Below are 21807 nucleotides of genomic sequence, written 5' to 3' on the forward strand. Positions count from 1 at the left end.
AGAGGAACCGGCTGGCGGTTGGGCTGATCCCGCCATCACCGAGCTGTTCTACCAGCCCGCCCGGCCCATGGCCGCCACGACCACCGCCAACAGCTGCAGCAAGAGTGTGAAGAACATCCTGTCCACCTCCTTCCTGGGTCGAGGCTCTCGCCTCAGATTGGCGACCTCCAGTCGCCACCGTCCCATCAAGCAGGCGGCATGCCAGCGGCTCAGCCGAGACACATTCCCAATCGATCTTCTATCTTATATTCTATCAATGTGTTGCATTGACGTCGAATCACGAGCTTTCGACTGGCGGCGTTGTCCCCGGCATCGCACCAGTCAAGGAAGAACGACAGTAGACGCGGCTAATGGTCATAGGAGGCCGGAACTGCCTGCAATGATGATAGATCGCTCGCCTTACACCGGGAGTCGTCTATCGTTTACATGACCCTGCTGCTAGGGCAGGCTCACAACACATCCTCAGGCGGAAGGCCGCTTGAGTCTGTGGTGCCGGATCCGGTTGTGCAGGTGCTGTCTCGAGATGCCAAGAGTGCGCGAGGCGCTGCTCACATTCCACCCGCAGTTGTTGAGCGCGCCGAGGAGCAGGCGCCTTTCGACATCCTCCCGTCGCTCCCGGAGACCTCCGTCAGCGACCAGATACCCGGCCGAAGCTTCGGATGCCCCCTTCCCCCGCCCCGCGAGCTGCAGATCGCTGACATCCAGGGGCTCCCCTCTCCTCAAGAAGACGCAGGACCCCTCGATCAGATTCTTCAGCTCCCGCACATTGCCGGGCCACGATTGCTCTAGCAGGAATCGCATCGCCCCGGGCGTGAATCCGCCGTACGGGCGATCGAGGGCTGTCAGGGTCTTCCGAAGGAAGTGCTCGGCAAGGAGAGGGATGTCATCCCGTCTCTCCCGCAAGGGTGGAACCCGCAGCGTGACGACCATCAAGCGGTAGTAGAGGTCTTCGCGGAACTCTCCATCCCGGATGGCCTGCTCGAGATCTCGATTCGTCGCGGAGAGCACGCGCACGTCGACCTTGCGCTCATGCGTCTCCCCCACCCTTCGAATCTCCTGGCTCTCCAGAGCGCGCAGGAGTTTCACCTGCAGCTTCACCGGCATCTCTCCGATTTCATCGAGAAGAAGGGTGCCTCCACTTGCCGCTTCGAAGAGCCCCTGCTTGTCCTGCACCGCGCCCGTGAAGGATCCCCTCTTGTGACCGAACATCTCGCTCTCGAGGAGATCGGCCGGCACAGCCCCGCAGTGGATTCGGAGCAAAGGACCGGACCCCCGTGGACTGCCCGCGTGGATCGCGGTCGCGACCAGTTCCTTCCCCGTGCCCGTCTCGCCCAGGATGAGGACTGGAGAGAGAACCTCTTGGACAAGACCGATCCTTTGCCGCAGCTCCTCGATCGCGCGGCTCCTTCCAAGAATCTCCGAAGCCCCCCGGGAACCAGGGAGCGACTGCCGCAGGCCTCGGTTCTCGCGCTCGAGCCCGGCGCGCGCGTCGAGAATCTCGCGATGCAGGCGCGCATTCTCGAGCGCGACGGCGGCCTGCGCGGCGAAAGCCTCCAGGACATCGAGGTCCTCTTGGGCGGGAAGGGTCTCCGGCCTCCGGCTGTCGAGATAGAGAACGCCGATCGGACCGTGCGTGGTCCGGACGGGGACACAGACGATCACGGAGAGATTCAGGGCCTGAATGCTCTCTTGGGTGCGGAACTCCTCGCGCTGGAGCGCGTCCGTGACCCACAGGGATCGTCCATCCCGGAAGGAGGTCGTCGCCAGGGAACGGCTCACCTCGCTCTCGAACGCCGCGTCGAGATGACCCAGGGAAGCATCGAACCCCCGCTCGACCCTGAGGCGGCCGTGTGGATCCGGCCGCAGGAGGAACCCTCTGTCGACACGACAGAGCCCGACGACCTCCTGCAGAATCGCCCCGATGAGCGTTTCCAGGTCCAGGATGGACGACAGAGACCGGACACACAGGACCAGCCGCTCGTACATGTTCAACCTGCGGTTGAGCTTCTCTGTCTCCTCCAATGTCCGGGTCTCTCTCTCCGCGAGCAGGCTCCTCTCGACCGCGCTCAGCGACCTGCCGAGATTCTGGAGAAGATCACGCGCTGCAGCTTGATCCGGCGGCGAGGCGGCTTCCTTCTCGGATGATGGCTCGCGCTCGGCGGGTTCGGGTTCACGTCTCATCGCAGAAAGACCTCCAGATCGGAACTCCCATCGCACAGCGCGCTGAGAGTCTCTCGGTCTCCTTCACACCACGAAAGGAAAAGGCGTGGATCGGGCAACAGGATGTAGGATTCCTGAAGGCCCGTCCCGCCGATCGCATCCAGCAAGTCCTTCAGCGCTTCGCGGGCGTTACGAAGGGCCGCGATGGCCATCGCCGTCTCGCCTTCGGCCCGCGCGACCATCGCCATCGCGGCATGGCACTTCCAGGTCCATGGGCGCAGGCCGATCTCGGTGCCACGTATCCCTGCCTCGCCAAGACTCCTGAGCCCCGCGGAGCGATCGGCGGAGCCCTCGCTTCCCGTACGGGCAGCAGCGCGCGCGAAGCCAGCAATGACACCAAGGTCGCCGCCGCACGGAAGCACGCCTGTCGCCGCTGCCTCAGCGAGCAGTGCCCGCGCATCACCAAGGGCACCCCACGCGGACTCGGCGAGCGACCATTCGACCAGCGTCCGGGCGACCTCATCTCCCGCTCTGATCCTCCTCGCCAGCCCGATCGCTCTCTCCCAACTGGCCCGCGCAACGTCTCGGTCGCCGCTGAGCCTTGCGAGTCTCCCGAGATCACGACGAAGAATCGCCTCCACCAGTGGATCAGGCTGCACGCTCAGGCGCCTCTCCGCCAGTCTGGACACCTCGGAAGCCATCTCCAGCATGCCTACATCAGTGAGGATCGCCACTTCGAGCGCGATGGCGCTTGTGAGATCGTCCTCCGCTCTCTCGGCCGCCAGCCCCTCACGTGCTACTCGACAGCAGTCCAGTGCCTCCAGCACACGCCCTTGGAGTTGAAGCACTGCAGCCAGGTTGCGCATCGTGAAGGCCAGGTGCATCGGATCGCGCAGATCTCGGTACGCGGCAAGTGCACTCCGGTTTGACGCTTCGCAATCAGCAAGCTGGCCAGCCTCAAAGTGGACACCTGCGAGGTTTGTCTGAGCTGTCGCTACTTGAATAGCGTCGCCCCGATCGTGCGCGACCAGGTAAGCCGTCTGCAGGAGCTTGGCCGCGTCCTCGAATCTCCCCTGTCGGAACGCAACCCCCCCCAGCGTCGCCGCGGCCAGCTGCCTTTCCCGAGCGCCCTCCGCCTCCAGGCACGCTTCGCAGACGGCATGCACCTTCGCATAGGCGGCGCCTCCGCTTCCGCGCGCCGAGAGGACTTCAAGGAGAGCATTGGCGAGTCGCAAACGCTCCGCGGGCGTCGTTCCCTCATCCGCCTCGTCGAGGAGAGCGAGACCGACGCGCTCGGCTTCCTCGAGCTGACCCAATGCGTTGAGGGACTTGATCAGCACGACGCCCGCCCCCCGCCGTATCGTCGGTCTCTCCGAGGCCCCAAGAAGAGGGCGGACCAGGTCGATGGCCTCCTGGCGTCGCCCCCCCCGGAACTCCAGGTGAGCCTCCAGCAGGACTCGCCACTCGCCGTCGAGAGATGGCCCGTCGCTCCGAAGGAGGGCCATGCATCGCGCAGGCGCCCCATCCTCAAACGCCAGCCAGGCGAGCAGATCGAGCCACTCCGGAGCGCATGCGGCCCCCACAATCCGCCTGGATTCCCAGAGCAGCTCGAAGGCGAGAGCCAGATCCCCTTTCCCAAGGAGCTCCTCGACGCCCGGCCGCGCATGCTTTCTCACACCGTCCGCGTCCGCCGCCCCCACCGCATGACGCAACGCCACCACATCGCCGCCGACGGCGCGCTCCAGATGCCGTCTGTGCGCATCGCGAATCGCCTGATGGCCTGCGAACGCCGCGAGGCTCTCCTCGTCCCATGGCGGGATCGCCCGCCTCAGTCTCCCCTCCTCGTCCTTGAGGAGCCATCCCCCGCGGACGAGCGGATCATCCTTTTCGGCGAGGGGTGCCTCTTCCGCGACGACGGCGGCGAGCAGATCCGCGATGCGTTTGCGGTCGCGCTCCCCCAACTTCGATCCCTGCGCGGCGGCGAAGGTTCGCCTCATCCTGCCTGCGCGCCGGCGGGCCTCCTCACCTCCCAGACGCTCGCAGATTCGCGCGTGAAGCAGCGCCCGCGTCCAATCCTCCTCGCCCCCCTCCGCGATGAGCCCAAACGCTGCAAGCGCCGCCTGCGCCTGGCGGGGGCCCACGCGCCCGGTTTCGACGCGGGTCTCGTCCGGCCTCGCTTCTCCGATCCGGCATCGGAGAGTGGACGCTCCTCCTCCAGGAGCAGGACCGAGGTGGACTTCGAGCAGACCCTCCTCGACGCGGCACGCACCGCCAAGAACCTCGGCGCGCGCTCGGAGCCTCTGAAGCAGGCGGTGGCGACCGCTTCCCGGCGGCCCCTCGATCACCCATCTCTCTTCCCGCGCCCTGCCGACGACCTCGTCCCAGCGCTTCTCGATCTCGGGGTCAGGGACGTAGGGAAGAGCGCTCGGCGCTGGCACCCGCCTCCGCTCGAGATAGCGATCGAGAGAGCCTGTCATGCTGTGGAGCGACTCCCATGCGGCCGATGCGCTGACCGGCCTTCGGTCCGGATCCGGATCGAGCATCGCCTCGACGACACGATCGAGACCCTCCGGAATCCCCGGCACACGGTCGCGCAGTCTGAGCTGAGGCCGGGAAGTCTGTCTGCGCAGCTGCTCGGTCGCATCCCCGCGGCCCCATGGGCTCTCACCGGTCCAGACCTGGACAAGGAGGCTTCCGGCGCCATAGAGGTCGACTCGATGGTCCCACTCGGCACCCGCGAGGATTTCGGGAGCGATGAATCCCCAGGTGCCTCGCGGCGGGGTCCGATCGCCGATTGGACACGCCAGACCAAGATCAATGAGGCAGAATCCGCGCGCGCTTCGAAGGACCTGGCTCGGCTTCAGGTCGAGATGCGCGTGGCCGACGGCATGGAGGGTCGCGAGGGCGCCCAGCACCTGCCGCAGGGCCTCGAGGCTGTCGGGCTCCCATCCGGGGGGAATCGCGGGGCCCCCATCCAGAGGCCCAAGCTCTTCCATCAGGTAGCCCCGCGATCCGTCTTCGAGGTGTAGGAATCCCTCCACATGGACCCAGGCGGGGTGGTGCAGCCTCTCCAGCAGCAGAAACTCCTCGGCGACCGCCCGGCGCGCCTCTTCTCCGGCGCTCGGGAGGACGATCTTGAGGACTTTCCTCTTCTCATCCAGTTGGTCGAAGACGCGGAACAGAGCGCGTTCCTTGCCGGCGCGCACCTCGCTGATTGCCCGCAGCCTTTCAGGCAATCCCGGGATCGACAAGGCCTGCGAACTCATCTCGCTTCGCTCCCAATCGATCAGCGTGCTCGGGTCAGCTTGGTCTGCATAACACGGCCGTCCGCGAACCGGGCGCGAAGAAGGTAGACGCCCGCGGGGAGCATCCGTCCGGCGGCATCGCGTCCGTCCCAGGCCAGCGCGTCGTCACAAACCGCGCGGCTCCAGAGTCTCCGGCCCGCAAGATCGATGATCTCGCACGACCATCCCAGACGGAGCACCCCCCCCTGAGTGAAGAGCCGCACAGGTCCCGTCGATGGATTGGGAGCCACGACAAGCTGGAACCTGTCCGTCCCGCCTCCCTCGCTCACCAGGGCCGGGTTCCTCGTGTTGCGGAACAGGTACTCCCCGATGTTCGAGTCCCAGTTCGAGACCGCAAGGTCGAGATCGGTGGACGAGACGTAGGTCACGCGGACATCGGCGTATGTCGGCGGGGGCGCGTCCAGGATGAACCATGCGTCGTCGGGGTCGAGGTAGACATCCTCCGGGTCGATCTCCGAATCGCCCACGATCACCCGTATGAGCTCGCGCGCAGGTCTCGACGGCAGGTAGAAGAGGCGTCGGGCTCCGTCGCCGACAAAGTCGGCAGAGAGACCCCGCTGCAAGGCATCGTTGTCGACATCCTCCCACACCTCGTTCTCGATGACCGAATCGGTCGCCGACGTGTAGGACGGATTGGCCCCAAGAACGCCGGCGACATTCTCATAGATCCGCACCGGGTCCCACCAGGTCCCCGCCGCGAGATCCAGGTCGCCGTCCTCATCGATGTCGACGAAGGAGACGTGGGAGCCGTAGCCCGTCTGGTTCGAGACCCAACCGGGAACGGTGGAGAGGGTTCCGTTGCCGAGATTCAGGTAGAGTTTGAAACGGCCGCTACCCCCGAGCTGGCTGTTGTCCGCGATCGCCAGATCGATCCACCCGTCTCCGTTGAGATCCCCGGCCGCGGCCGTGTTCGCGTAAATGGAGGCGTCGGTCGATGACCATCCGGCCGTAGTCTGGATCGCCCCGGCCTGTGAGAAGTAGATCCGATTGGGACAGGAGGAGCCGGCGAAGGCCAGATCGAGCGCCCCATCGCCGTTGAAGTCGGCCCATGTCACGTCCAGGGAGTACTCGACCTCGGTCGACAGCCAAGCGGGAGCGGTCCCCAGGACGCCGCCGTCGTTCCGGAAGATCCGGCGCCGCTCGGGCGAGTTCTCGTAGTCCTCGCCGGCGGCGCAGGCGAGGTCCGGGTCGCCATCCATGTCCATGTCGCCGAAGGCGACGCTGAAACAGTAGAAGTCCTCGGCAGACTGCCAGATCGGAGTAGCGCTGAAGGTTCCATTCCCGTTGCCCCGGTAGAGCTTCACCTTTCCCGGCGTGCTGAAGCCGCTCGGTCCGATGTATACGGCCACGGCGCAGTCGACGAAGCCGTCGCCGTCGACATCGGCCAAGTCGAGATGGCCGTGGTAATCGATGTCGGTCGAACTCCAGGTGGGCGCGAGAGGGAAGTTCCCGTTCCCTTGGTTGAGATAGACCACCAACCGCTGGCGGGCCATGTCGTTGCCGTTGGCGACGACCAGGTCGACCCAGCCGTCACCATTCAAGTCGGAGACCCCGAGTCCGGTCCCGTACTGCCCGTTGGGCGTCGACTGCCAGTACGGAGATGTCTGGAGCGGGATGACGCCGCCCGCGGAACCGATGAACGCGATGAGAAGCAGGCAAGCAGCTGGGACGATCCGATGCATCCGCATGGTGAACTCCTGGTCACATCCTGTGGCCGCAGGGGACCCGACCCGGGTCCCGGTTGTCGAGCTTGCGTCAGCTATTCTAAACAGCGAGGGGGTCTATGTCAACGAATGGCTACACCCGGGCCAGCAGCCAGCCATGTTCCGGGAGAGGTGGCACAGGCGAAAGGGACCGGCCCCTGGGGAGCGCAGGCATGGAAGAGGCTTGGCGCTCCCAGCGAGGGGGCGCGGCTCAGTCGAAGAAGCGGTAGCGAAGGATGGCCCCGATCGCCGCGATCCCGTCCTTCAGCCGGATCTTCTTCCCTTCGGAATAGCCCCTGCTCCTGTAGCTCACAGGGACTTCCAGGAAGCGCGCTCCCCCCCGGGCCAGCTTCGCGGTCACCTCCGGCTCGAAGCCAAACCGGTCGGAACGAAGACGGAGCGACTGGAGTGTCTCGCGCTGGATGCACTTGTAGCAGGTCTCCATGTCCGTCAGGCGTAGGCCGTTCAGGAGATTCGAGAGGGTCGTCAGGAACCGGTTCGCCAGGTAGTGGAGAACCAGGCGCCTCTCCCCTCCCTGACGCAGGTACCGGGATCCGTAGACGACGTCCGCCACGCCGGCCTCGATCGGCGCGAGGAGCGCCGGAATCTGTTCCGGGTCATACTCCAGATCCGCGTCCTGGATGACTACGAGATCCCCGGTCGTGTGCGGTATCGCGGTCCGGATCGCCGCTCCCTTTCCACGGTTGGTCGCGTGACGGAAGAGGCGAACGCGGGGATCGCTGATCCCTGCGAGAATCTCGGGCGTTCCGTCGCGGGAGGCGTCATCGACGATCAACAGCTCCAAGTCCAGGGGCACCTCAAGGACCCGGCGCACGACCGTCTCCACCGTCGCCCGCTCGTTGTAGACGGGCATGATGATGCTCACCTTCACGCTCTCGCTCCGGCGCACGGCATCGCTCTCGACATGCGGATCAGCCTAGCAGCAGGCGCTCTCGCCGGCAAAGGCATCGAGGTAGAGCCTCTCGACCCGCTCCACCATCGTCCCGATCCCATGTTCCGCGGCGACCCGCCGCATCGACTCGATCTCCATCGACCGCAGCCGGTCGCGGTCGCGGGAGAGATCCATGATGGCCGAGGCCCACGACGCAGGCTCGCGGCGCAGCAGGAGCCCGGCCGGCGGCTCCCCTCCCAGAAGCTCGTCGAGCGCTGCGATCTGCGACCCCAGAACTACCACACCGGCCTGCATCGCCTCGAGGACGGCCAGCGGCTGCCCTTCCCACCGTGACGGGAAAAGCAGCAGATCCAGTTCATCCAGGAAGTCCTCTGCATGGTCGATCTCACCCATCCAGACGAGAGAGCCCGCTGGACAGCCATCGGCAAGTCCTTCGCGAAGCCGCTTCGCGAGGGGGCCGTCGCCTGCGATACGCAAGGTCCATCCGCCTGGCATGGCGCCCTTCAGGTGCCTCACGACATCGATGAGAAAGAGAGGATCCTTCTGTGGGGCGAGCCGCCCGAGGAACCCGAGGCGAAGCGTCCCCCCTCCTCTCTCGCTCGGAGGCCGCCGCCTCGGAGGGATGCCGTTCGAGATCCTCACGACGCGACTTGGGGGCAGACCGCCGCGGATCAGGACCTCGCGATCCGCCTCGCAGACGGCGATCGTCCGCTTCGCGAGCCGACAGAGGAACGCCTGCGCTCGCAGCCGCGCGCCCGCGAGCCCCTCGCTCCCCAGCCCATGCCGCGTCTCAACGACAAGAGCGATCCCGGCGATGCGGCCCGCCAGACACGGAAGACGTCCGCTATGCGCGTGGAGGATATCGATCTCACGCTCCTTCAGCAGCGATACCAGCCGGAAGACGTAGGTCGGATCCGGGCCCCGCGTCCGCCGCAGATGGACGACGGGAATCCCGGCGCGCTCGAAGGCAGCCTCCGCCGGCCCACTTCGGCTCACCGCGACCAGCGGCTCCCATCCTCTCATCTTGAGGCCTTGCGTCAGGGCCAGGACGTGGCGCTCCGTACCGGCGAGGGCCGCTCGATGCAGGACGTGCAGGACTCTTCGCGACGGCATCACGGGCTGATGGCGAAGGGATGAGGAACGAAGCAGAGGACGAAAACAGCAAGGGCCGCGAGTCCCAGAAGGATCCGCCGCCGGTCGAGCGGCGCGCTCCGCAGCTTCGTGGCGGGGTGCTTCACCCCGAGCACAAGCAACAGGGCGAACCAAACGAACCAGCCGGAGAAGACCAGCGCGCCTAGCAGACCCAGGCCTCCGAGGCAGACGAAGGAGAGCCAGATCGATCTCCTGCCCAGCAGGCCATAGGCCACATGGCCGCCATCCAGCATCCCGATCGGGATCAGGTTCAGTCCGGTCACGAACAGGCCCGTCCACCCCGCCAGGGCGACGGGATGCAGAAGGACAACGGCCGAGGAGTCCACGTCCCCAAGGACGATCCTCTGCAACAGCGAGAAGATGAGGGAGTCTCCGAGGACCAGGCCGGGGGTGGGCATGGGACCCTCGACGACGCGGGAGAGGGCAAGACCCAGGACGCTGACCGGCAGGGCGACAGCGAGCCCCGCCAGGGGGCCCGCGATGCCGATGTCGTAGAGGATCCTGCGCTCCCCCGTGCGCAGGCGCATGCGGATCACCGCTCCAAGCGTCCCGAGGAAGGAGATCTGCGGCGGAAGGGGGATGAAGTAGGGCAGCGTGGAGGGTACCGCGTAGCGCCTGCACATCAGGTAGTGCCCCATCTCATGCACCAGGAGAATGGCCACGACGCAAGCGCCGTAGAGAAACCCGTTCGCGAGGGTCGTCGTCAGCAGGGTCAGGGCGAAGAGGACGCCGGGCACGAGGAGTTCGCGTCGAGTGGGTCCCCGCGCCTCGACCGTGTCCCCCCGCGCCTCAGGAGCGTCGAGGCTCCAGTAGGGTATGCGGGCAAGCTGTTCCCGGACGTTCAACCGTCGATTCCTCCCGCCGCCAGAGCCTGGGAGTATAGCATCGACTTCGGTCGTCGGCCCCTCGTCCATGCCATTGCCTCTGGCCGTGGCTCCCTCCGACGACTATCATCCCCCTGACAAGGAACCCCTATGGACGCGGTCTCGATTCAGGGCATCTCCAAGAGTTTCCAGAGCCAGAAGGCTGTCGACCGGCTCAGCCTGGACGTTCCGGTCGGCTCGATCTTCGGTCTGCTCGGGCCGAACGGATCTGGCAAGACGACTACGATCCGCATGATCCTGAAGATCCTGCTCCCTGACGAGGGGACGATCCGCGTTCTCGGCTCTGATCTCGACGACGCCGGCAAGCGCAAGGTCGGCTACCTCCCCGAGGAGAGAGGCCTCTATCGGTCGATGCGCGTCCTCGATCACCTGGCCTTCCTCGGAGCGCTTCACGGACTGAGCCTGCGCGAGGCGCGCGCCAGGGGAAAACGCTGGCTCGAGCGCTTCGAGGTCGGAGACTGGGCGAACCGGAGGATCCAGGAACTGTCGAAGGGGATGCAGCAGAAAGTCCAGTTCATCGGGACGGTGCTTCACGAGCCCGAGCTCGTAATCCTCGACGAGCCCTTCTCGGGGCTCGATCCCGTGAATGTCCGCCTCCTCAAGGACGCGATGCTTGAGTTGAGGGACCGCGGCTGCACCGTGATCTTCTCGACGCACCAGATGGAGCAGGTGGAGAAGAGCTGCGACCGGATCTGCCTCATCCACAAGGGCCGCGCCGTGGTCCAGGGGCCCCTCGCCGAAGTGCGCGCGCTCCATGGCGACGACACGGTCCAGGTGGAGTACTCCGGGGATCTGCCCCGCGATCTCCTCGACTCGATGGAAGCGGAGTACCGGGACCACGGCCGGTACGTGGAGATTCACCTGAAGCGCCCCGACGATGCAGGAGCGCTGCTGCGCCGGCTGGTCGAGCGGGTCGAGATCCGACGATTCGAGGTGGCGGAAGCCTCTCTCGAGGAGATCTTCATCAGGCTGGTGGAGGGGGCGCGGTGAGACAGCTCTGGACGATCCTGAGGCGCGAGTACCTCGAGAGGGTCCGCCAGCGCTGGTTCATCATCGGCACAGTCCTCGGCCCCGTCTTCATGCTGGGAATCACGGTCGTCCCCGGTTATCTGGGGTCGCGCTCGACGGGCCGCTCGATCATCCTGGCCTGCATCGACCAGACGGGAGCCATGGAGCAGCGCCTGGAGACGGCGCTGTCGGATACGCTTCCCGATGGGTCCCGCCGGTACACGCTCGCCTGGGAACAGGCCCCCGCCGACACCGTCGCGGCGCGCATGCAGATCGACCGCCTGCGCGAACGGGTCCTCGAGGGCGAGTTCACGGGGATCCTCTGGCTCCCTCCCGACGCGCTCGATGGCGGCGATGCCCGTCTCTACGCGCAGGGCCTTGCCGACCCGGAGATCCTCGGGAGGATCCGCGAAGCGATCAACCGGACGGCGATGGTTCATCGCCTCGCTCAGAGGGGCGTCACCATCGATGACACCGAGGCGATTTCGAGGGACATCCGCTTCCGCAGTTTCAAGGTGACGAAGGACGGGATGCGCGAGGGCGGATTCGCCACCGACATCATCGCCGGGTTCGTGCTGGCCTTGATCCTCTACATGACGCTCTTGATCTACGGCGTCAGCATCCAGCGCTCGGTGCTCGAGGACAAGAACTCGCGGATCGTCGAGATCCTCCTGACCTCCGTGCGGCCGCTTCCGATCATGCTTGGCAAGATCCTGGGCGTCGGGAGCGTTGGCCTGACGCAGTATGCCATCTGGTCCCTGGTGGCTATCGCAGGAACCGCCTACATTCGAGCGACAAGCCCGGTGCTGGCGAACATGACCGCGATCCCTCCGCTCAGCCTCGTCTTCTTCGTCGTCTACTTCCTACTCGGCTACTTCCTCTACGCAGGCCTGTTCGCGGCCGTCGGCGCGATGGTCACGAACGACCAGGAAGCCCAGCAGCTCAACTGGCCGGTCTCGCTGCTGCTCGTCGTTCCCATGCTGCTGCTCCAGATGATCCTCCGAGACCCCGACAGCACGGCGAGCGTCGTGCTCTCCCTGGTGCCGTTCTTCAGCCCCGTCCTGATGCTGATGCGAATCAACCTTCACACGCCGCCCGCGTGGCAGCTCGCCCTATCCGTCGGGATCCTCCTGGTCTCGGTCCTCGCGGTGGCGGCGATCGCGGGGCGGATCTTCCGCATCGGCATCCTTGTTTATGGCAAGCGGCCCACGCTCCCCGAGATCCTGCGGTGGGTTCGCGAATCATGATGTCGGATCGGATGCTCGCTCGCCCGCCGCGGCGCGAGGCGCGCTGAGGGGAAAATGGCCATCGAGGGATTCGTCGTCGTCTATCGAGCGGCCGGGCTTGCCGAAGCGGAGATCGTCAAGGGGTACCTCGTGGCGCAGGGCATCCCGGTCGATCTCGCCTACGAGAGCGCGGGGCCGGCCATCGGAATCACGATGGATGGCCTGGGCGAGGTGCGCGTGGCGGTCCCTGCCGAGTGGGAAGAAGCGGCGCGCGGCGCAATCCGCCGCAGGCTCGCCGAGGCGGCCAGGCAGCGCGCGAGAGCCTCCATGAGGGTCGTTCCTCCCAGGGAGACGGAACCCCCCGCTCGGGAATCGGATTCCGAGACGCCGTGAGTCGGCCCAAACTCTCTCCGACGGACGCGAGCGCCGACCGAGCAAGACCACTGATCGCGCCTCCCTGGGCCGTCGCGGCCGCCGGCGTCGCGCTCGCAGGGCTGCTTCTCATCACGCTCCGCGACTTCTACAACGACGACGCATTCATTCCCCTGCGCTATGCGCGGAATCTGCTGGACGGCGCCGGCATCGTCTGGAATCCAGGCGAGCGAGTCGAAGGATACACGAGCCTCCTCTGGGTGCTTTGCTCGGCCGCCCTCGGTATTGCAGGGCTCGATCTGGTTTTGGCGAGCCGCCTGCTCGGCATGATCGGTCTCCTGCTTCTCCTCGTGCTCCTGGCCGTCCGAGAGGGGCCGGACGGATCCCGCACGGCCCTTCTTCTCGGAAGCATGGGACCGCTCGCGGCCTGGGCCATCGGAGGGCTCGAGACGCTTGGCTTCGCATGCCTGATCAGCGTCGCCCTCCTCTCCGCGGGGCGCCTCATCGAGTCGCTTGACCAGGCCAACCGGCTGCGCCCCGGAGCCTTTCCGCCGGGAACCCGAGGAGCAGCATTCCGCGTCGGCCTCGTCTTCGGTCTCGCCGAGCTGTGCCGGCCGGAGGCGACGCTCTTCGCGGCCGTCGCCATCGGCTGCCTGCTCGCGACAGGGATCCGTCGGGTCGGCCCGCGAGACGCGCTCCGGATGGTCTCGACCTGCGCGCTTGGCTTCGCGGTCCTCTTTGTCCCCCGCCTCCTGTGGCGCATCGCCTACTACCGCGACTTCGTTCCGAACACATTCCACGTGAAGGCGGGAGCGGGATTCACGGTGCTCCCCGACGGTCTGCTGTATCTCGCGGACTTCCTCCTGTACTACCCCGCTCTGCCGCTGCTGGCTCTCGCCGGCTGGCACGGTTGGCGGACGCGCCCCCTGGCCGCGTCCGAGCGCTTCGCGCTCCTGGCCTCCGCCGTCTACCTGCTCTACGTGGTTTGGATCGGCGGCGATCACATGCAGTGGTTCAGGTTCCTCGTGCCCATCCTCCCGATGCTCTTTCTCGTCTGCGCGCGGAGAATCGCCCCGTCCGCGCTCGATCGACGCAGGGAGGCCCTCTCGCTCCTCTTGATCCTGGTCTTCTGCTTCATGAACGTGGTGTCGACAGTCCACCTCGCCCGCGAGAGGCGCTGGGGGGAGATGGAAAGCCCCGCGAGAAACGGGCGGGCCGTGGGCCTCCAGATCCGCGACGCGTGGCCGCGGGGCTCGTTGGTCGCCCTGAACACGGCCGGGTCGACTCCCTACTACTCGGGGCTGCCCTGCATCGACATGCTGGGCCTCAACGACAAGCGGGTCGCCAGGCGGAAGATGCCGCCGCCGGATCCCGGTTTGCCCTGGGCAGGACTGCAGGGCCACCACAAGGGCGACGGGGCGTACGTCCTTTCCCGCTCGCCTCGATTCATCATCTTCGGAGGCTCCGAGGGGTACCCCGAGCCCTGGTTCTCGGGCGACTTCGAAATCTACAGCGACCTCCGGTTCAAGAGAGCCTACCGGCTGCGCGAGGTGATGATTCCCACCGGCGGCGCGGAGCCGCTGTTGTTCCGCTACTACGAGCGGATGGAGCCCTGAGGCAGCACCCGGATCAGCCTCCGCGTACTCCTCGCGCGCTCCGGCGGCTATACTGGACGGTTATCGTACGGGCCCGACGAGCAGGCGGCACGGGATCGCCGCCGGCCTTCGACCCGAGAAGGAGGCAGGATGGTCGAGAAGGAGAGGATCCTGGACGCCCTGCGGGAGGTCCGATTCCCGGGTTTGGAGCGAGACATCGTCTCGCTCGGATACGTGCGAGGGATCGCGAAGGACGGAGACCGATGGCGGGTCGCGCTGGAGATCGCGACCAACGATCCCGCAGCCGCCGGCGAGATCGAGGCGGATGTCAGAAGGCGGTTCGGCGCGCTCGGCGTCCCCTTTGAGCTCGATCTGTCGCTGCCGCATCGGCAGGCCGTCCAGCCGGGGCAACTCGCCCCCGGCGCAGTCGACCTGCTTGCCGGGGTTCCTCTGAAGATCGCCGTCGCGAGCGGCAAGGGCGGGGTCGGGAAGTCGACCGTGGCCGTGAACCTCGCCGTGGCCCTCGCCAGTCTGGGGAAGGCAGCCGGCTTGCTCGACTGCGACATCTACGGCCCGAGCGTGCCCCTCATGCTGGGGATGGAGAACGAGCGCCCCCTGATCGCGGACCAGAAGCTCCTGCCGCTGCAGCGCCACGGGGTTCGAAGCATGTCGATCGGGTATCTGGTCGATCGGGCCACACCGGTCATCTGGCGAGGCCCGATGGTCGGCAAGGCGCTCGAGCAACTGATGACCGATGTCGCGTGGGATGGGATCGACACCCTCGTTCTCGATCTCCCGCCGGGAACGGGGGACGCCCAGATCTCGATCGCGCAGCTCGTCGCCCTCTCGGGAGCGGTCATCGTCACGACTCCGCAGGATGTCGCTCTGATCGACGCCGGCAAGGGAGCCGCGATGTTCGAGAAGGTCCATGTCCGAGTCCTCGGATTGATCGAGAACATGAGCTACTTCGCCTGTCCCCATTGCGGCGAGCGCACCGAGATCTTCCGAGGAGGAGGCGGACGCCGCGAAGCGATGCGGCTGGGCATCCCCCTGCTGGGGGAGATCCCGATCGATCCGCGCATACCAGTGGGCGGCGACCTCGGCAGCCCAGTCGTCGCGGAAGCTCCGGACTCGGAGGCGGGGCGCGCCTTCTTAGCGGCCGCGCGGGCCTTGCTTGACGCTCTGGGCGCCGGGGCGACGGTCGGCCGGACGTGAGGAGGGTCCGGCTCGACGAGATCCGTCCCTGGATTCTCGACTTGAGCGAGCGAACTCCCCCGTTGCGATGGGAGGAGATCTTCGCGGTACCCGTGCGCGGCGTCGAGCTCGAGATCGGGTCCGGAAAAGGGAGATTCCTGCGGGAGCAGGCCGCCTCCCGCCCCGAGACCGGCTTCCTTGGCGTTGAGCGGGCGGGCAAGTGGTTCTCGCTGTGCGCGGAGCGCCTTGCCCGCGACGGCCGGAGGAATGTCATCCTCGCGCGCGCGGACGCCTTCGACCTCCTGTCGCGCTGGGTTCCGGAGGGATGCCTGCGCGCCATCCACGTCTACTTCCCCGATCCGTGGCCAAAGAAGCGCCACGCCAAGAGGCGTCTCCTCTGCCCCGCCCTCTTCGACCTCGCGGCGCGGGCGCTCGAGCGCGGGGGGATCCTTGCGATCGCGACCGATGTCGAGCCCTACTTCGCGGCGGCGCGGGAGTGGCTCGCGGGCCATCGCTGTTTCGAGGAGACCGGGGCCCCCGAGCTGGCGGCGGCTTCCGAGGCGACGAACTACGCCGTCAAGTATGCGAAGCAGGGGCGGACCCTCTGCTTCTGCGTCTTCAGCCGGACGGCCGATCCTCCTCCGCCCGCGCCTCTTCCCCCGATGGCGGCGCCGGGTTGCGGCGGTAGGTGCCCTTCTCTCTCGTCAGAAGCTTCGCCATGATCAGCTCCCGGCGGAGCGTGCAGAAGTCGCCGTGGAATCCGGAGAGGATCTCGTTCACCTCGGACTCCTTGTAGTCCCGACCCGCCTCGAATGATCGGGCCAGGATCCGCAGCACGATCTCCCGGCGGCTTCGCCGCGCCGGGATCTGCTTCAGCCGCCCCCCATCGAAGAATCGCCTCCGGATCTGCTCTTCCGCCCCCTCGGTTCTACCGGAGGGCCGGTTGGAGACGCTCTTCAGCCAGGCGCGCAGCTCCCCCTCCTCGATCCTCCAGTCCTTTCCGATCTTGTAGGCAGGTATCTCGCCCGCGAGCAGCTTCCTGACCAAGACCTGATGGTTGAGCTTCAGAAGGGTCGCCACTTCCGCTGCCGTATAGAAACGCATCTCCTGTTGAGGACTTTCAACCATGTAATACCTCCTATAAATAGTATAGAGGATTCTACCGGATTGTCAAGAATATTACAGGACTATAGCGCCACGCTCGCCCACCTGCCTCCAACCCCTTTCGGGCGGGGGCCAGCATGCTAGACTCCCCCGACAGGGGTGGAGGCCATGGACTCAAGGGTCAGCTGGCACGAGTACTTCATGGGGATCGCGCATGTCGTCGCGACCCGATCGACATGCGACCGGAAGAACGTGGGGGCGGTCATCGTGCGGGACCGCACGATCCTCTCGACCGGCTACAACGGCAGCATCCGGGGCATGCCCCATTGCGACGAGGCCGGCCACATGATCGAGAACGGGCACTGCGTCGCCACGATCCACGCCGAGACCAACGCCATCCTCCAGGCCGCGAAGAACGGCGTCCGCATCGACGGGGCCGAGATCTACACGACGGCGAGCCCCTGCTGGAGCTGCTTCAAGATGATCGCGAACGCCGGCATCAGGACGATCTACTTCGGGGAGTTCTACCGCGACGAGCGGATCTTCCGGCACGCCGAGCTTGCCGGGATCGCCCTCGTCGATCTCTCGGGCGGACGCCCCGAGCGGCGATCAGAGGAGACCGGCTAGGCTACAGGAAGGACCCGGCAGGGCCGAAGGGATAGGAAGGTCAACAGAGGGAGGGCGATGTGGACGAGCTGACACGGACGCTGCACGACCAGGGCGATGAGGAAGAGGAAGAGAATACGGACGAGGGGCCTCCCGCGCAGAAGGAAGAGGAGCCGAAGCTGCTCGAGCGACTCCTGAAGACCAGGACGATCCTGATCTCCGAGGAGATCACGGCGGACGTGGCCCGACGCGTCTATCAGAACCTCCTGCTCCTCGAGGCGGCGGATGGGGCCAAGCCGATCACCGTCATCATCAACAGCCCCGGCGGGGAAGCCGACTCGGGATTCGGCCTCTATGACATGCTCCACTTCGTGCGCCCTCCGGTCCGGACCCTCGTCGCCGGCCTTTGCGCCAGCGCGGCGATTCTCGTCTTCATCGCCGCCGAGTCGGGGTCGCGCCTCAGTCTTCCCCACTCCCGCTTTCTCCTGCACCAGCCGTCCTCGGCGAGCTTCGGCCAGGCATCCGATCTCGAGATCGCGGCCAACGAGATCATTCGACTGCGGGACAAGTACAACCATCTCATCAGCGACGCCACGGGCAAGTCCACCGAGACGGTTTCCCACGATGCGGATCGGGACTTCTGGATGGCGGCGCCTCAAGCCGTGGAGTATGGGCTGGTGAGCAGGATCATCACACGGCGGACCGACATGGACGGCGCCTGATACGCCCTATGGGGTCAAAGCGAGCCCCCGGAGCCTGGTTGCGGATCCGGGGGCCCTCGCTTACCTGGAGCTGATCGGGATCGAACCGACGACCTCATGACTGCCAGTCATGCGCTCTCCCAACTGAGCTACAGCCCCATCGCGCGCATGGTCACCGGCCAGTCACGAACCTAGCGACGCGAGGCGTCGACTGTCAATCGAAAAGCCCCTTGCAAACCGCCGCGTCCCGTCGTGTATCCTGTGCGGGCCACGAGCGAATGAGCCGGAGTGGTGAAACTGGCAGACACGCGGGACTCAAAATCCCGTGAGGGCAACCTCGTGTGGGTTCGACTCCCACCTCCGGCAAGTCCGACCCGCGACCGCCCTCGCGTTCGCCTCGCGTCGCAGCGTCCGCCCCGCTTCCCCCGCCCGCAGCTACATGATAGCGTGCGGCCTGTCGTTGACGAGGAGACCGGCTCGTACCGGCGGCCCGGGAGGAGAGATTGTCCCAACTTTGGCTTTGGCTGATCTTCGCCTCGGTGGCGGTACTGACTCTCGGGATCGACCTCGGGGTTCTCCACCGCAGGGCGCACGCCGTCCGGCCGAAAGAGGCCGCCATCTGGAGCGGCGTCTGGGTCACCCTCGCCCTCTCCCTCGGGCTCCTCGTCTTCCTCGTGGAGGGGCACGCCAAAGGGCTCGAGTTCCTCACCGGATATGTGATCGAGCTCTCCCTCTCGGTCGACAACATCTTCGTCTTCGTACTGATCTTCGCCTACTTCGGCGTCCCCGCCGACTACCAGCACAGAGTCCTGTTCTGGGGCATCGTCGGCGCCGTCGTGATGCGCGGCTTCTTCATCTTCTTCGGCATCATGCTGCTCCAGTACTTCTACTGGCTCGTCTACATCCTGGGAGCAGTCCTCATCTGGGGCGGGATCCAGCTCCTCCGGCAGAGCAAGATCGGCGTCGACCCGGAGAAGAACCGGCTGCTCAAGCTCTTCCGGCGGACCGTTCCAATGGTGCAGGACTACGATGGGCAGAAGTTCTTCTGCCGCCGCAGGGACCGCCTCCTCGCTACCCCGCTCATCGCCGTCCTCCTCGTTGTCGAGACGACAGACGTGGTCTTCGCTCTTGATTCGATTCCAGCGATCCTCGCTATCACTCGCGATCCCTTCATCGTCTTCGCCTCGAACATCTGCGCAATCCTCGGCCTGCGATCGTTCTACTTCCTCTTCGCCACCCTCGTCGATCGTCTGCACTATCTGCAGTACGGCCTGGCGGTCGTGCTCTGCTTCGTCGGGGTCAAGATGGTCCTCTCGCACTTCGTCAAGATCCCGATCGGAGTCTCCCTGGAGTTCGTCGCGGCGGCCATCGCCGTTTCTGTCATCGTCTCGCTCATGAGGCCCGGGAAGAGCCGGCGGGAAGCCGTCCAGGCCGAGGCCGCGGAATCGTGATGCGTCGGGGGAGCTGGACTGAAGGGGCGCGCCTTGCGCCATTCACCTCCTGGCGGATCGGCGGCCCTTGCCGCGCGCTCGCAGAGCCCGCGACGCCGGAGGAGCTGACCATCTCGCGCAGAGAAGCGGAGCGCCTCGGCTGGCCGGTCTTCCTGTTGGGAGGCGGGACGAACCTGCTGGTCGCCGATGAGGGGTATCCCGGTCTGGTCGTTCGCTACGCGGCCCGGGGAAGGAGCCTCGAGGTGATCGGGGATCGCGCCATCGTCCGCGCGGAGGCCCGTATGCCTCTGGCCGGCCTCGCCCGCGAAACCGCCCGGTCGGGATGGGCGGGGATGGAGTGGGCGGAGGGGATTCCCGGAACCCTGGCCGGCGCCGCCGTCGGCAATGCCGGCGCCTACGGGGGGCAGATGGCCGATGTCGTCGTGGGAGTGGAAGTCGTCCTGCCCGACGGCAAGCTGGAAACCTGGCCTCCCGGTAAGATGGAGTACGGCTACCGCCGCTCTGCCCTCAAGGGGCGCGATCCCGCGGGCCCTACCGTCGTGGCCGTTCAGATCGAGCTTGAGCGGGACGATCCGGAGCGCCTTGCGGCCGAGATCCGACGGATCGCCGGCGAAAGGAAGTCGAGGACGCCGGCCGGGGCTTCCTGCGGATCTGTCTTTCGCAACCCGCCCGGAACCTCGGCGGGCAGGCTGATCGACCAGGCGGGCTGCAAGGGACTGCGAAAGGGAGGCGCGTTCGTCAGCGATCTGCACGCGAACTACATCTTGAACGAGGGTGGAGCGCGAGCCCGCGACGTCCTCGATCTGATCGACGAAGTGCGCCGTCGCGTTCGCGGAGCCTTCGGGATCAGTCTGGAGCTGGAGATCCAGCTGGTCGGCTTCGGCGAGTCAGTCTGACGATCCCGAGGTCAGGGAGCCACGAAGAGCCGAAGCCAGGCCTCCTCGCGCGCGCGAAGCGCGGCGATGGCGCCGGCGCCCGGCTTCCCCTGCTGGAGGATGCAGAAGGCGTAGCGTTCCCCTCCGGCCCGATCGACGTAGCCGGCCATGCTGCTCACGCCGATGTCGCCGAGCGTCCCTGTCTTGGCGCGCAGCCCCGGGGCGCCGCCGTCTCGGAAGCGCTTCTCCATGGTCCCCTCGTCCCCGGGGCGGGCGAAGGAGGCATAGAGGTCCGGGAAGATCCTCTCTTCGCCGTGCGCCCAGGCGAGGAGGCGCACGATCTGCTCGGCGGAGATCCGGTTCGAGGGAGAGAGGCCGCAGCCATCCTTGAGGATCGGCAGGGGATCCAGACCGACCCTGCCGCGGAGCCACTCCTCGACCCTCGCCCTTCCCGCCGCCGCGGACCTGTCCGCGCCGAGATCCACCAGGAGAAGATCCGCCATGAAGTTGTTGCTCCAGAGATTCATGCTCCGAACGAGGAGCGAGAGCGGCAGGGACTCGAGCGTGGCGAGCGGGTAGGCCCCGGCCGGCGGAGCCCCGAGTCGTACTCCGGAGACCCCGATCCCCTGCTGCGCCAGGATGCCGCGCAGCATCCCGCCCGCGAGAAAACCCGGATTGCGGGTCGATCGGAAGATTCGCGCCGGGCCCGACCCATGGGCGATCGCGCCCTCGAGAGTCCACACTTCCCTCTCCCCATCGAAGCTCCGCCTCGCGACGACCGGCGCGGTCGCCTTCTCAAGAACCGTCTCGACGAGGCTGTTGCTCTCGATCCCTGGAAGGGGAAACGGCTCAATCCGGCACTCCGCCCTCTCTCCAACGCTCGCTCCCGGCAGGATGAGGAACGAGACGCTGTTGAAGTTCACTCCGAGAATCGAGACGGGGGCCGCATACGGGCTGTCCGAGGCTTCCGCGAGCCGCAGCGAATCGAGGTCAGCCACGATCGGAGCGGCAACGACGATGTCGCCCCGCACCTCCGTGAGGCCCGAGATCGCCGCTTCACGGCCCAGGAGCCAGAGACGCTCGGAGACGAGGAAGGGGTCTCCATCCCCGACCAGGTACAGATCCCCTTCGAGGATCCCGCCGCGCGCTTCCTGCTCCCGGAGGAGCGACGTGGAGAACCGATGCCCCGGGCCGAGCATGTCGAGGGCCGCCGCGCTCGTCACGACCTTCTGCACGCTCGCGGGGGGGAGCATCAGCTCCCCTCCGATCGCGACCCTCTCCCCCGCTCCGCAGACCGGCGCGAAGACCACGCCGACGGCGATCGTCTCGTCTTCGTTCGCGGCGCGCAGCGCATCCGCGAGGGCCGCGGGCGTCCCCGCCGATGATCGAGCGGCGATCAGCGCGATCGCGAAGAGAAGAGCGATGCGCGGGCCCTGCGCCGTTCGCCTTCCGCGACCGCGGGAGGGGCCGGAGATCAGATCCTCCGCGCGGCGGAGAAGAGCGGCCGAACCCTTGATCCCCCGAGCGTCCGAGAGCGAAGCGCGCCCGCTGGGCATCC

At 66.5% G+C, this 21807-nt stretch carries 18 protein-coding genes and 2 tRNA genes; 11 read left to right on the forward strand and 9 right to left on the reverse strand.

Annotated elements, in window-relative coordinates; translation table 11 throughout:
• Positions 1–462 precede the first annotated feature (462 nt).
• The 6 genes from FJY88_00300 to FJY88_00325 all read right to left on the reverse strand — a co-directional run bounded on the left by FJY88_00300 (position 463) and on the right by FJY88_00325 (position 10078).
• Positions 463–2181 (reverse strand): GAF domain-containing protein, encoded by a 1719-nt coding sequence (locus tag FJY88_00300; protein MBM3285786.1) that lies wholly within the window; start codon positions 2179–2181, stop codon positions 463–465.
• Complete coding sequence (locus FJY88_00305) at positions 2178–5426, reverse strand: tetratricopeptide repeat protein (GenBank protein MBM3285787.1); 3249 nt, start codon at positions 5424–5426, stop codon at positions 2178–2180. The genes FJY88_00300 and FJY88_00305 overlap by 4 nt, the downstream gene beginning before the upstream one ends.
• 20 nt (positions 5427–5446) lie before the next feature.
• The gene (locus tag FJY88_00310) at positions 5447–7153 is read right to left on the reverse strand and encodes a hypothetical protein (GenBank protein ID MBM3285788.1); all 1707 of its coding nucleotides are present in this window, start codon (positions 7151–7153) and stop codon (positions 5447–5449) included.
• A gap of 226 nt (positions 7154–7379) precedes the next feature.
• On the reverse strand, positions 7380–8042 hold the full coding sequence (locus FJY88_00315) for a glycosyltransferase family 2 protein (GenBank protein ID MBM3285789.1): 663 nt from the start codon (positions 8040–8042) through the stop codon (positions 7380–7382).
• 63 nt (positions 8043–8105) lie between these two features.
• Positions 8106–9194: a glycosyltransferase family 4 protein gene (locus FJY88_00320; GenBank protein ID MBM3285790.1), complete on the reverse strand. Its 1089-nt coding sequence runs from the start codon at positions 9192–9194 to the stop codon at positions 8106–8108.
• Positions 9194–10078 carry a site-2 protease family protein gene (locus FJY88_00325; protein ID MBM3285791.1) on the reverse strand — a complete coding sequence of 295 codons (885 nt, stop codon included), beginning with the start codon at positions 10076–10078 and terminating at the stop codon, positions 9194–9196. Before FJY88_00325 ends, FJY88_00320 begins: the two co-directional genes overlap by 1 nt.
• A 129-nt stretch (positions 10079–10207) precedes the next feature.
• Here FJY88_00325 and FJY88_00330 point away from each other — a divergent pair, with 129 nt between their 5' ends.
• The 6 genes from FJY88_00330 to trmB all read left to right on the forward strand — a co-directional run bounded on the left by FJY88_00330 (position 10208) and on the right by trmB (position 16234).
• Positions 10208–11107 (forward strand): ATP-binding cassette domain-containing protein, encoded by a 900-nt coding sequence (locus FJY88_00330; GenBank protein ID MBM3285792.1) that lies wholly within the window; start codon positions 10208–10210, stop codon positions 11105–11107.
• Positions 11044–12372, forward strand: coding sequence for an ABC transporter permease (locus tag FJY88_00335; protein MBM3285793.1), 1329 nt, complete (start codon positions 11044–11046; stop codon positions 12370–12372). Before FJY88_00330 ends, FJY88_00335 begins: the two co-directional genes overlap by 64 nt.
• A 54-nt stretch (positions 12373–12426) precedes the next feature.
• On the forward strand, positions 12427–12744 hold the full coding sequence (locus tag FJY88_00340) for a hypothetical protein (protein MBM3285794.1): 318 nt from the start codon (positions 12427–12429) through the stop codon (positions 12742–12744).
• Entirely contained in the window at positions 12741–14339 is a 1599-nt protein-coding gene (locus FJY88_00345) for a hypothetical protein (protein MBM3285795.1), read from the forward strand. The genes FJY88_00340 and FJY88_00345 overlap by 4 nt, the downstream gene beginning before the upstream one ends.
• 129 nt (positions 14340–14468) lie before the next feature.
• A complete protein-coding gene (locus FJY88_00350) occupies positions 14469–15533 on the forward strand; it encodes an Mrp/NBP35 family ATP-binding protein (GenBank protein ID MBM3285796.1) in 1065 nt (354 codons plus the stop codon).
• The gene (gene trmB, locus FJY88_00355; protein ID MBM3285797.1) at positions 15530–16234 is read left to right on the forward strand and encodes a tRNA (guanosine(46)-N7)-methyltransferase TrmB; all 705 of its coding nucleotides are present in this window, start codon (positions 15530–15532) and stop codon (positions 16232–16234) included. Before FJY88_00350 ends, trmB begins: the two co-directional genes overlap by 4 nt.
• Here the strand turns inward: trmB and FJY88_00360 are convergent.
• Positions 16131–16484 (reverse strand): DUF2087 domain-containing protein, encoded by a 354-nt coding sequence (locus FJY88_00360; protein MBM3285798.1) that lies wholly within the window; start codon positions 16482–16484, stop codon positions 16131–16133. The two genes, trmB and FJY88_00360, sit on opposite strands and share 104 nt — an antisense overlap.
• Before the next feature lie 300 nt (positions 16485–16784).
• Between FJY88_00360 and FJY88_00365 the strand changes: the two genes are divergently transcribed.
• Complete coding sequence (locus FJY88_00365; GenBank protein ID MBM3285799.1) at positions 16785–17243, forward strand: dCMP deaminase family protein; 459 nt, start codon at positions 16785–16787, stop codon at positions 17241–17243.
• A gap of 80 nt (positions 17244–17323) precedes the next feature.
• Positions 17324–17944, forward strand: a complete 621-nt coding sequence (locus FJY88_00370; protein MBM3285800.1) for an ATP-dependent Clp protease proteolytic subunit — start codon at positions 17324–17326, stop codon at positions 17942–17944.
• A gap of 65 nt (positions 17945–18009) precedes the next feature.
• Here FJY88_00370 and FJY88_00375 read toward each other — a convergent pair.
• Positions 18010–18082, reverse strand: a tRNA-Ala gene (locus FJY88_00375).
• A gap of 123 nt (positions 18083–18205) precedes the next feature.
• On the opposite strand from FJY88_00375, the gene FJY88_00380 reads away from it, so the two are divergent.
• The 3 genes from FJY88_00380 to murB all read left to right on the forward strand — a co-directional run bounded on the left by FJY88_00380 (position 18206) and on the right by murB (position 20270).
• Positions 18206–18289, forward strand: a tRNA-Leu gene (locus FJY88_00380).
• A gap of 137 nt (positions 18290–18426) precedes the next feature.
• Positions 18427–19374 (forward strand): TerC family protein, encoded by a 948-nt coding sequence (locus tag FJY88_00385; GenBank protein MBM3285801.1) that lies wholly within the window; start codon positions 18427–18429, stop codon positions 19372–19374.
• A complete protein-coding gene (gene murB / locus FJY88_00390; GenBank protein MBM3285802.1) occupies positions 19374–20270 on the forward strand; it encodes a UDP-N-acetylmuramate dehydrogenase in 897 nt (298 codons plus the stop codon). Before FJY88_00385 ends, murB begins: the two co-directional genes overlap by 1 nt.
• Positions 20271–20281: 11 nt before the next feature.
• Here murB and dacB read toward each other — a convergent pair whose 3' ends face one another.
• The gene (dacB, locus tag FJY88_00395; protein ID MBM3285803.1) at positions 20282–21805 is read right to left on the reverse strand and encodes a D-alanyl-D-alanine carboxypeptidase/D-alanyl-D-alanine-endopeptidase; all 1524 of its coding nucleotides are present in this window, start codon (positions 21803–21805) and stop codon (positions 20282–20284) included.
• Positions 21806–21807: the final 2 nt, after the last annotated feature.

The organism is Candidatus Eisenbacteria bacterium (assembly GCA_016867495.1).
In the GTDB taxonomy this organism is placed as follows: Bacteria; Eisenbacteria; RBG-16-71-46; order CAIMUX01; family VGJL01; genus VGJL01.

Coding starts and splice junctions, on each gene's coding strand:
- FJY88_00320 (MBM3285790.1), bottom strand. CDS start 9,194: ATGCCGTCGCGAAGAGTCCTGCACGTCCTGCATCGAGCGGCCCTCGCC.
- FJY88_00330 (MBM3285792.1), top strand. CDS start 10,208: ATGGACGCGGTCTCGATTCAGGGCATCTCCAAGAGTTTCCAGAGCCAG.
- FJY88_00365 (MBM3285799.1), top strand. CDS start 16,785: ATGGACTCAAGGGTCAGCTGGCACGAGTACTTCATGGGGATCGCGCAT.
- FJY88_00305 (MBM3285787.1), bottom strand. CDS start 5,426: ATGAGTTCGCAGGCCTTGTCGATCCCGGGATTGCCTGAAAGGCTGCGG.
- dacB (MBM3285803.1), bottom strand. CDS start 21,805: ATGCCCAGCGGGCGCGCTTCGCTCTCGGACGCTCGGGGGATCAAGGGT.
- FJY88_00300 (MBM3285786.1), bottom strand. CDS start 2,181: ATGAGACGTGAACCCGAACCCGCCGAGCGCGAGCCATCATCCGAGAAG.
- FJY88_00310 (MBM3285788.1), bottom strand. CDS start 7,153: ATGCGGATGCATCGGATCGTCCCAGCTGCTTGCCTGCTTCTCATCGCG.
- FJY88_00315 (MBM3285789.1), bottom strand. CDS start 8,042: ATGCCCGTCTACAACGAGCGGGCGACGGTGGAGACGGTCGTGCGCCGG.
- murB (MBM3285802.1), top strand. CDS start 19,374: ATGCGTCGGGGGAGCTGGACTGAAGGGGCGCGCCTTGCGCCATTCACC.
- FJY88_00350 (MBM3285796.1), top strand. CDS start 14,469: ATGGTCGAGAAGGAGAGGATCCTGGACGCCCTGCGGGAGGTCCGATTC.
- FJY88_00340 (MBM3285794.1), top strand. CDS start 12,427: ATGGCCATCGAGGGATTCGTCGTCGTCTATCGAGCGGCCGGGCTTGCC.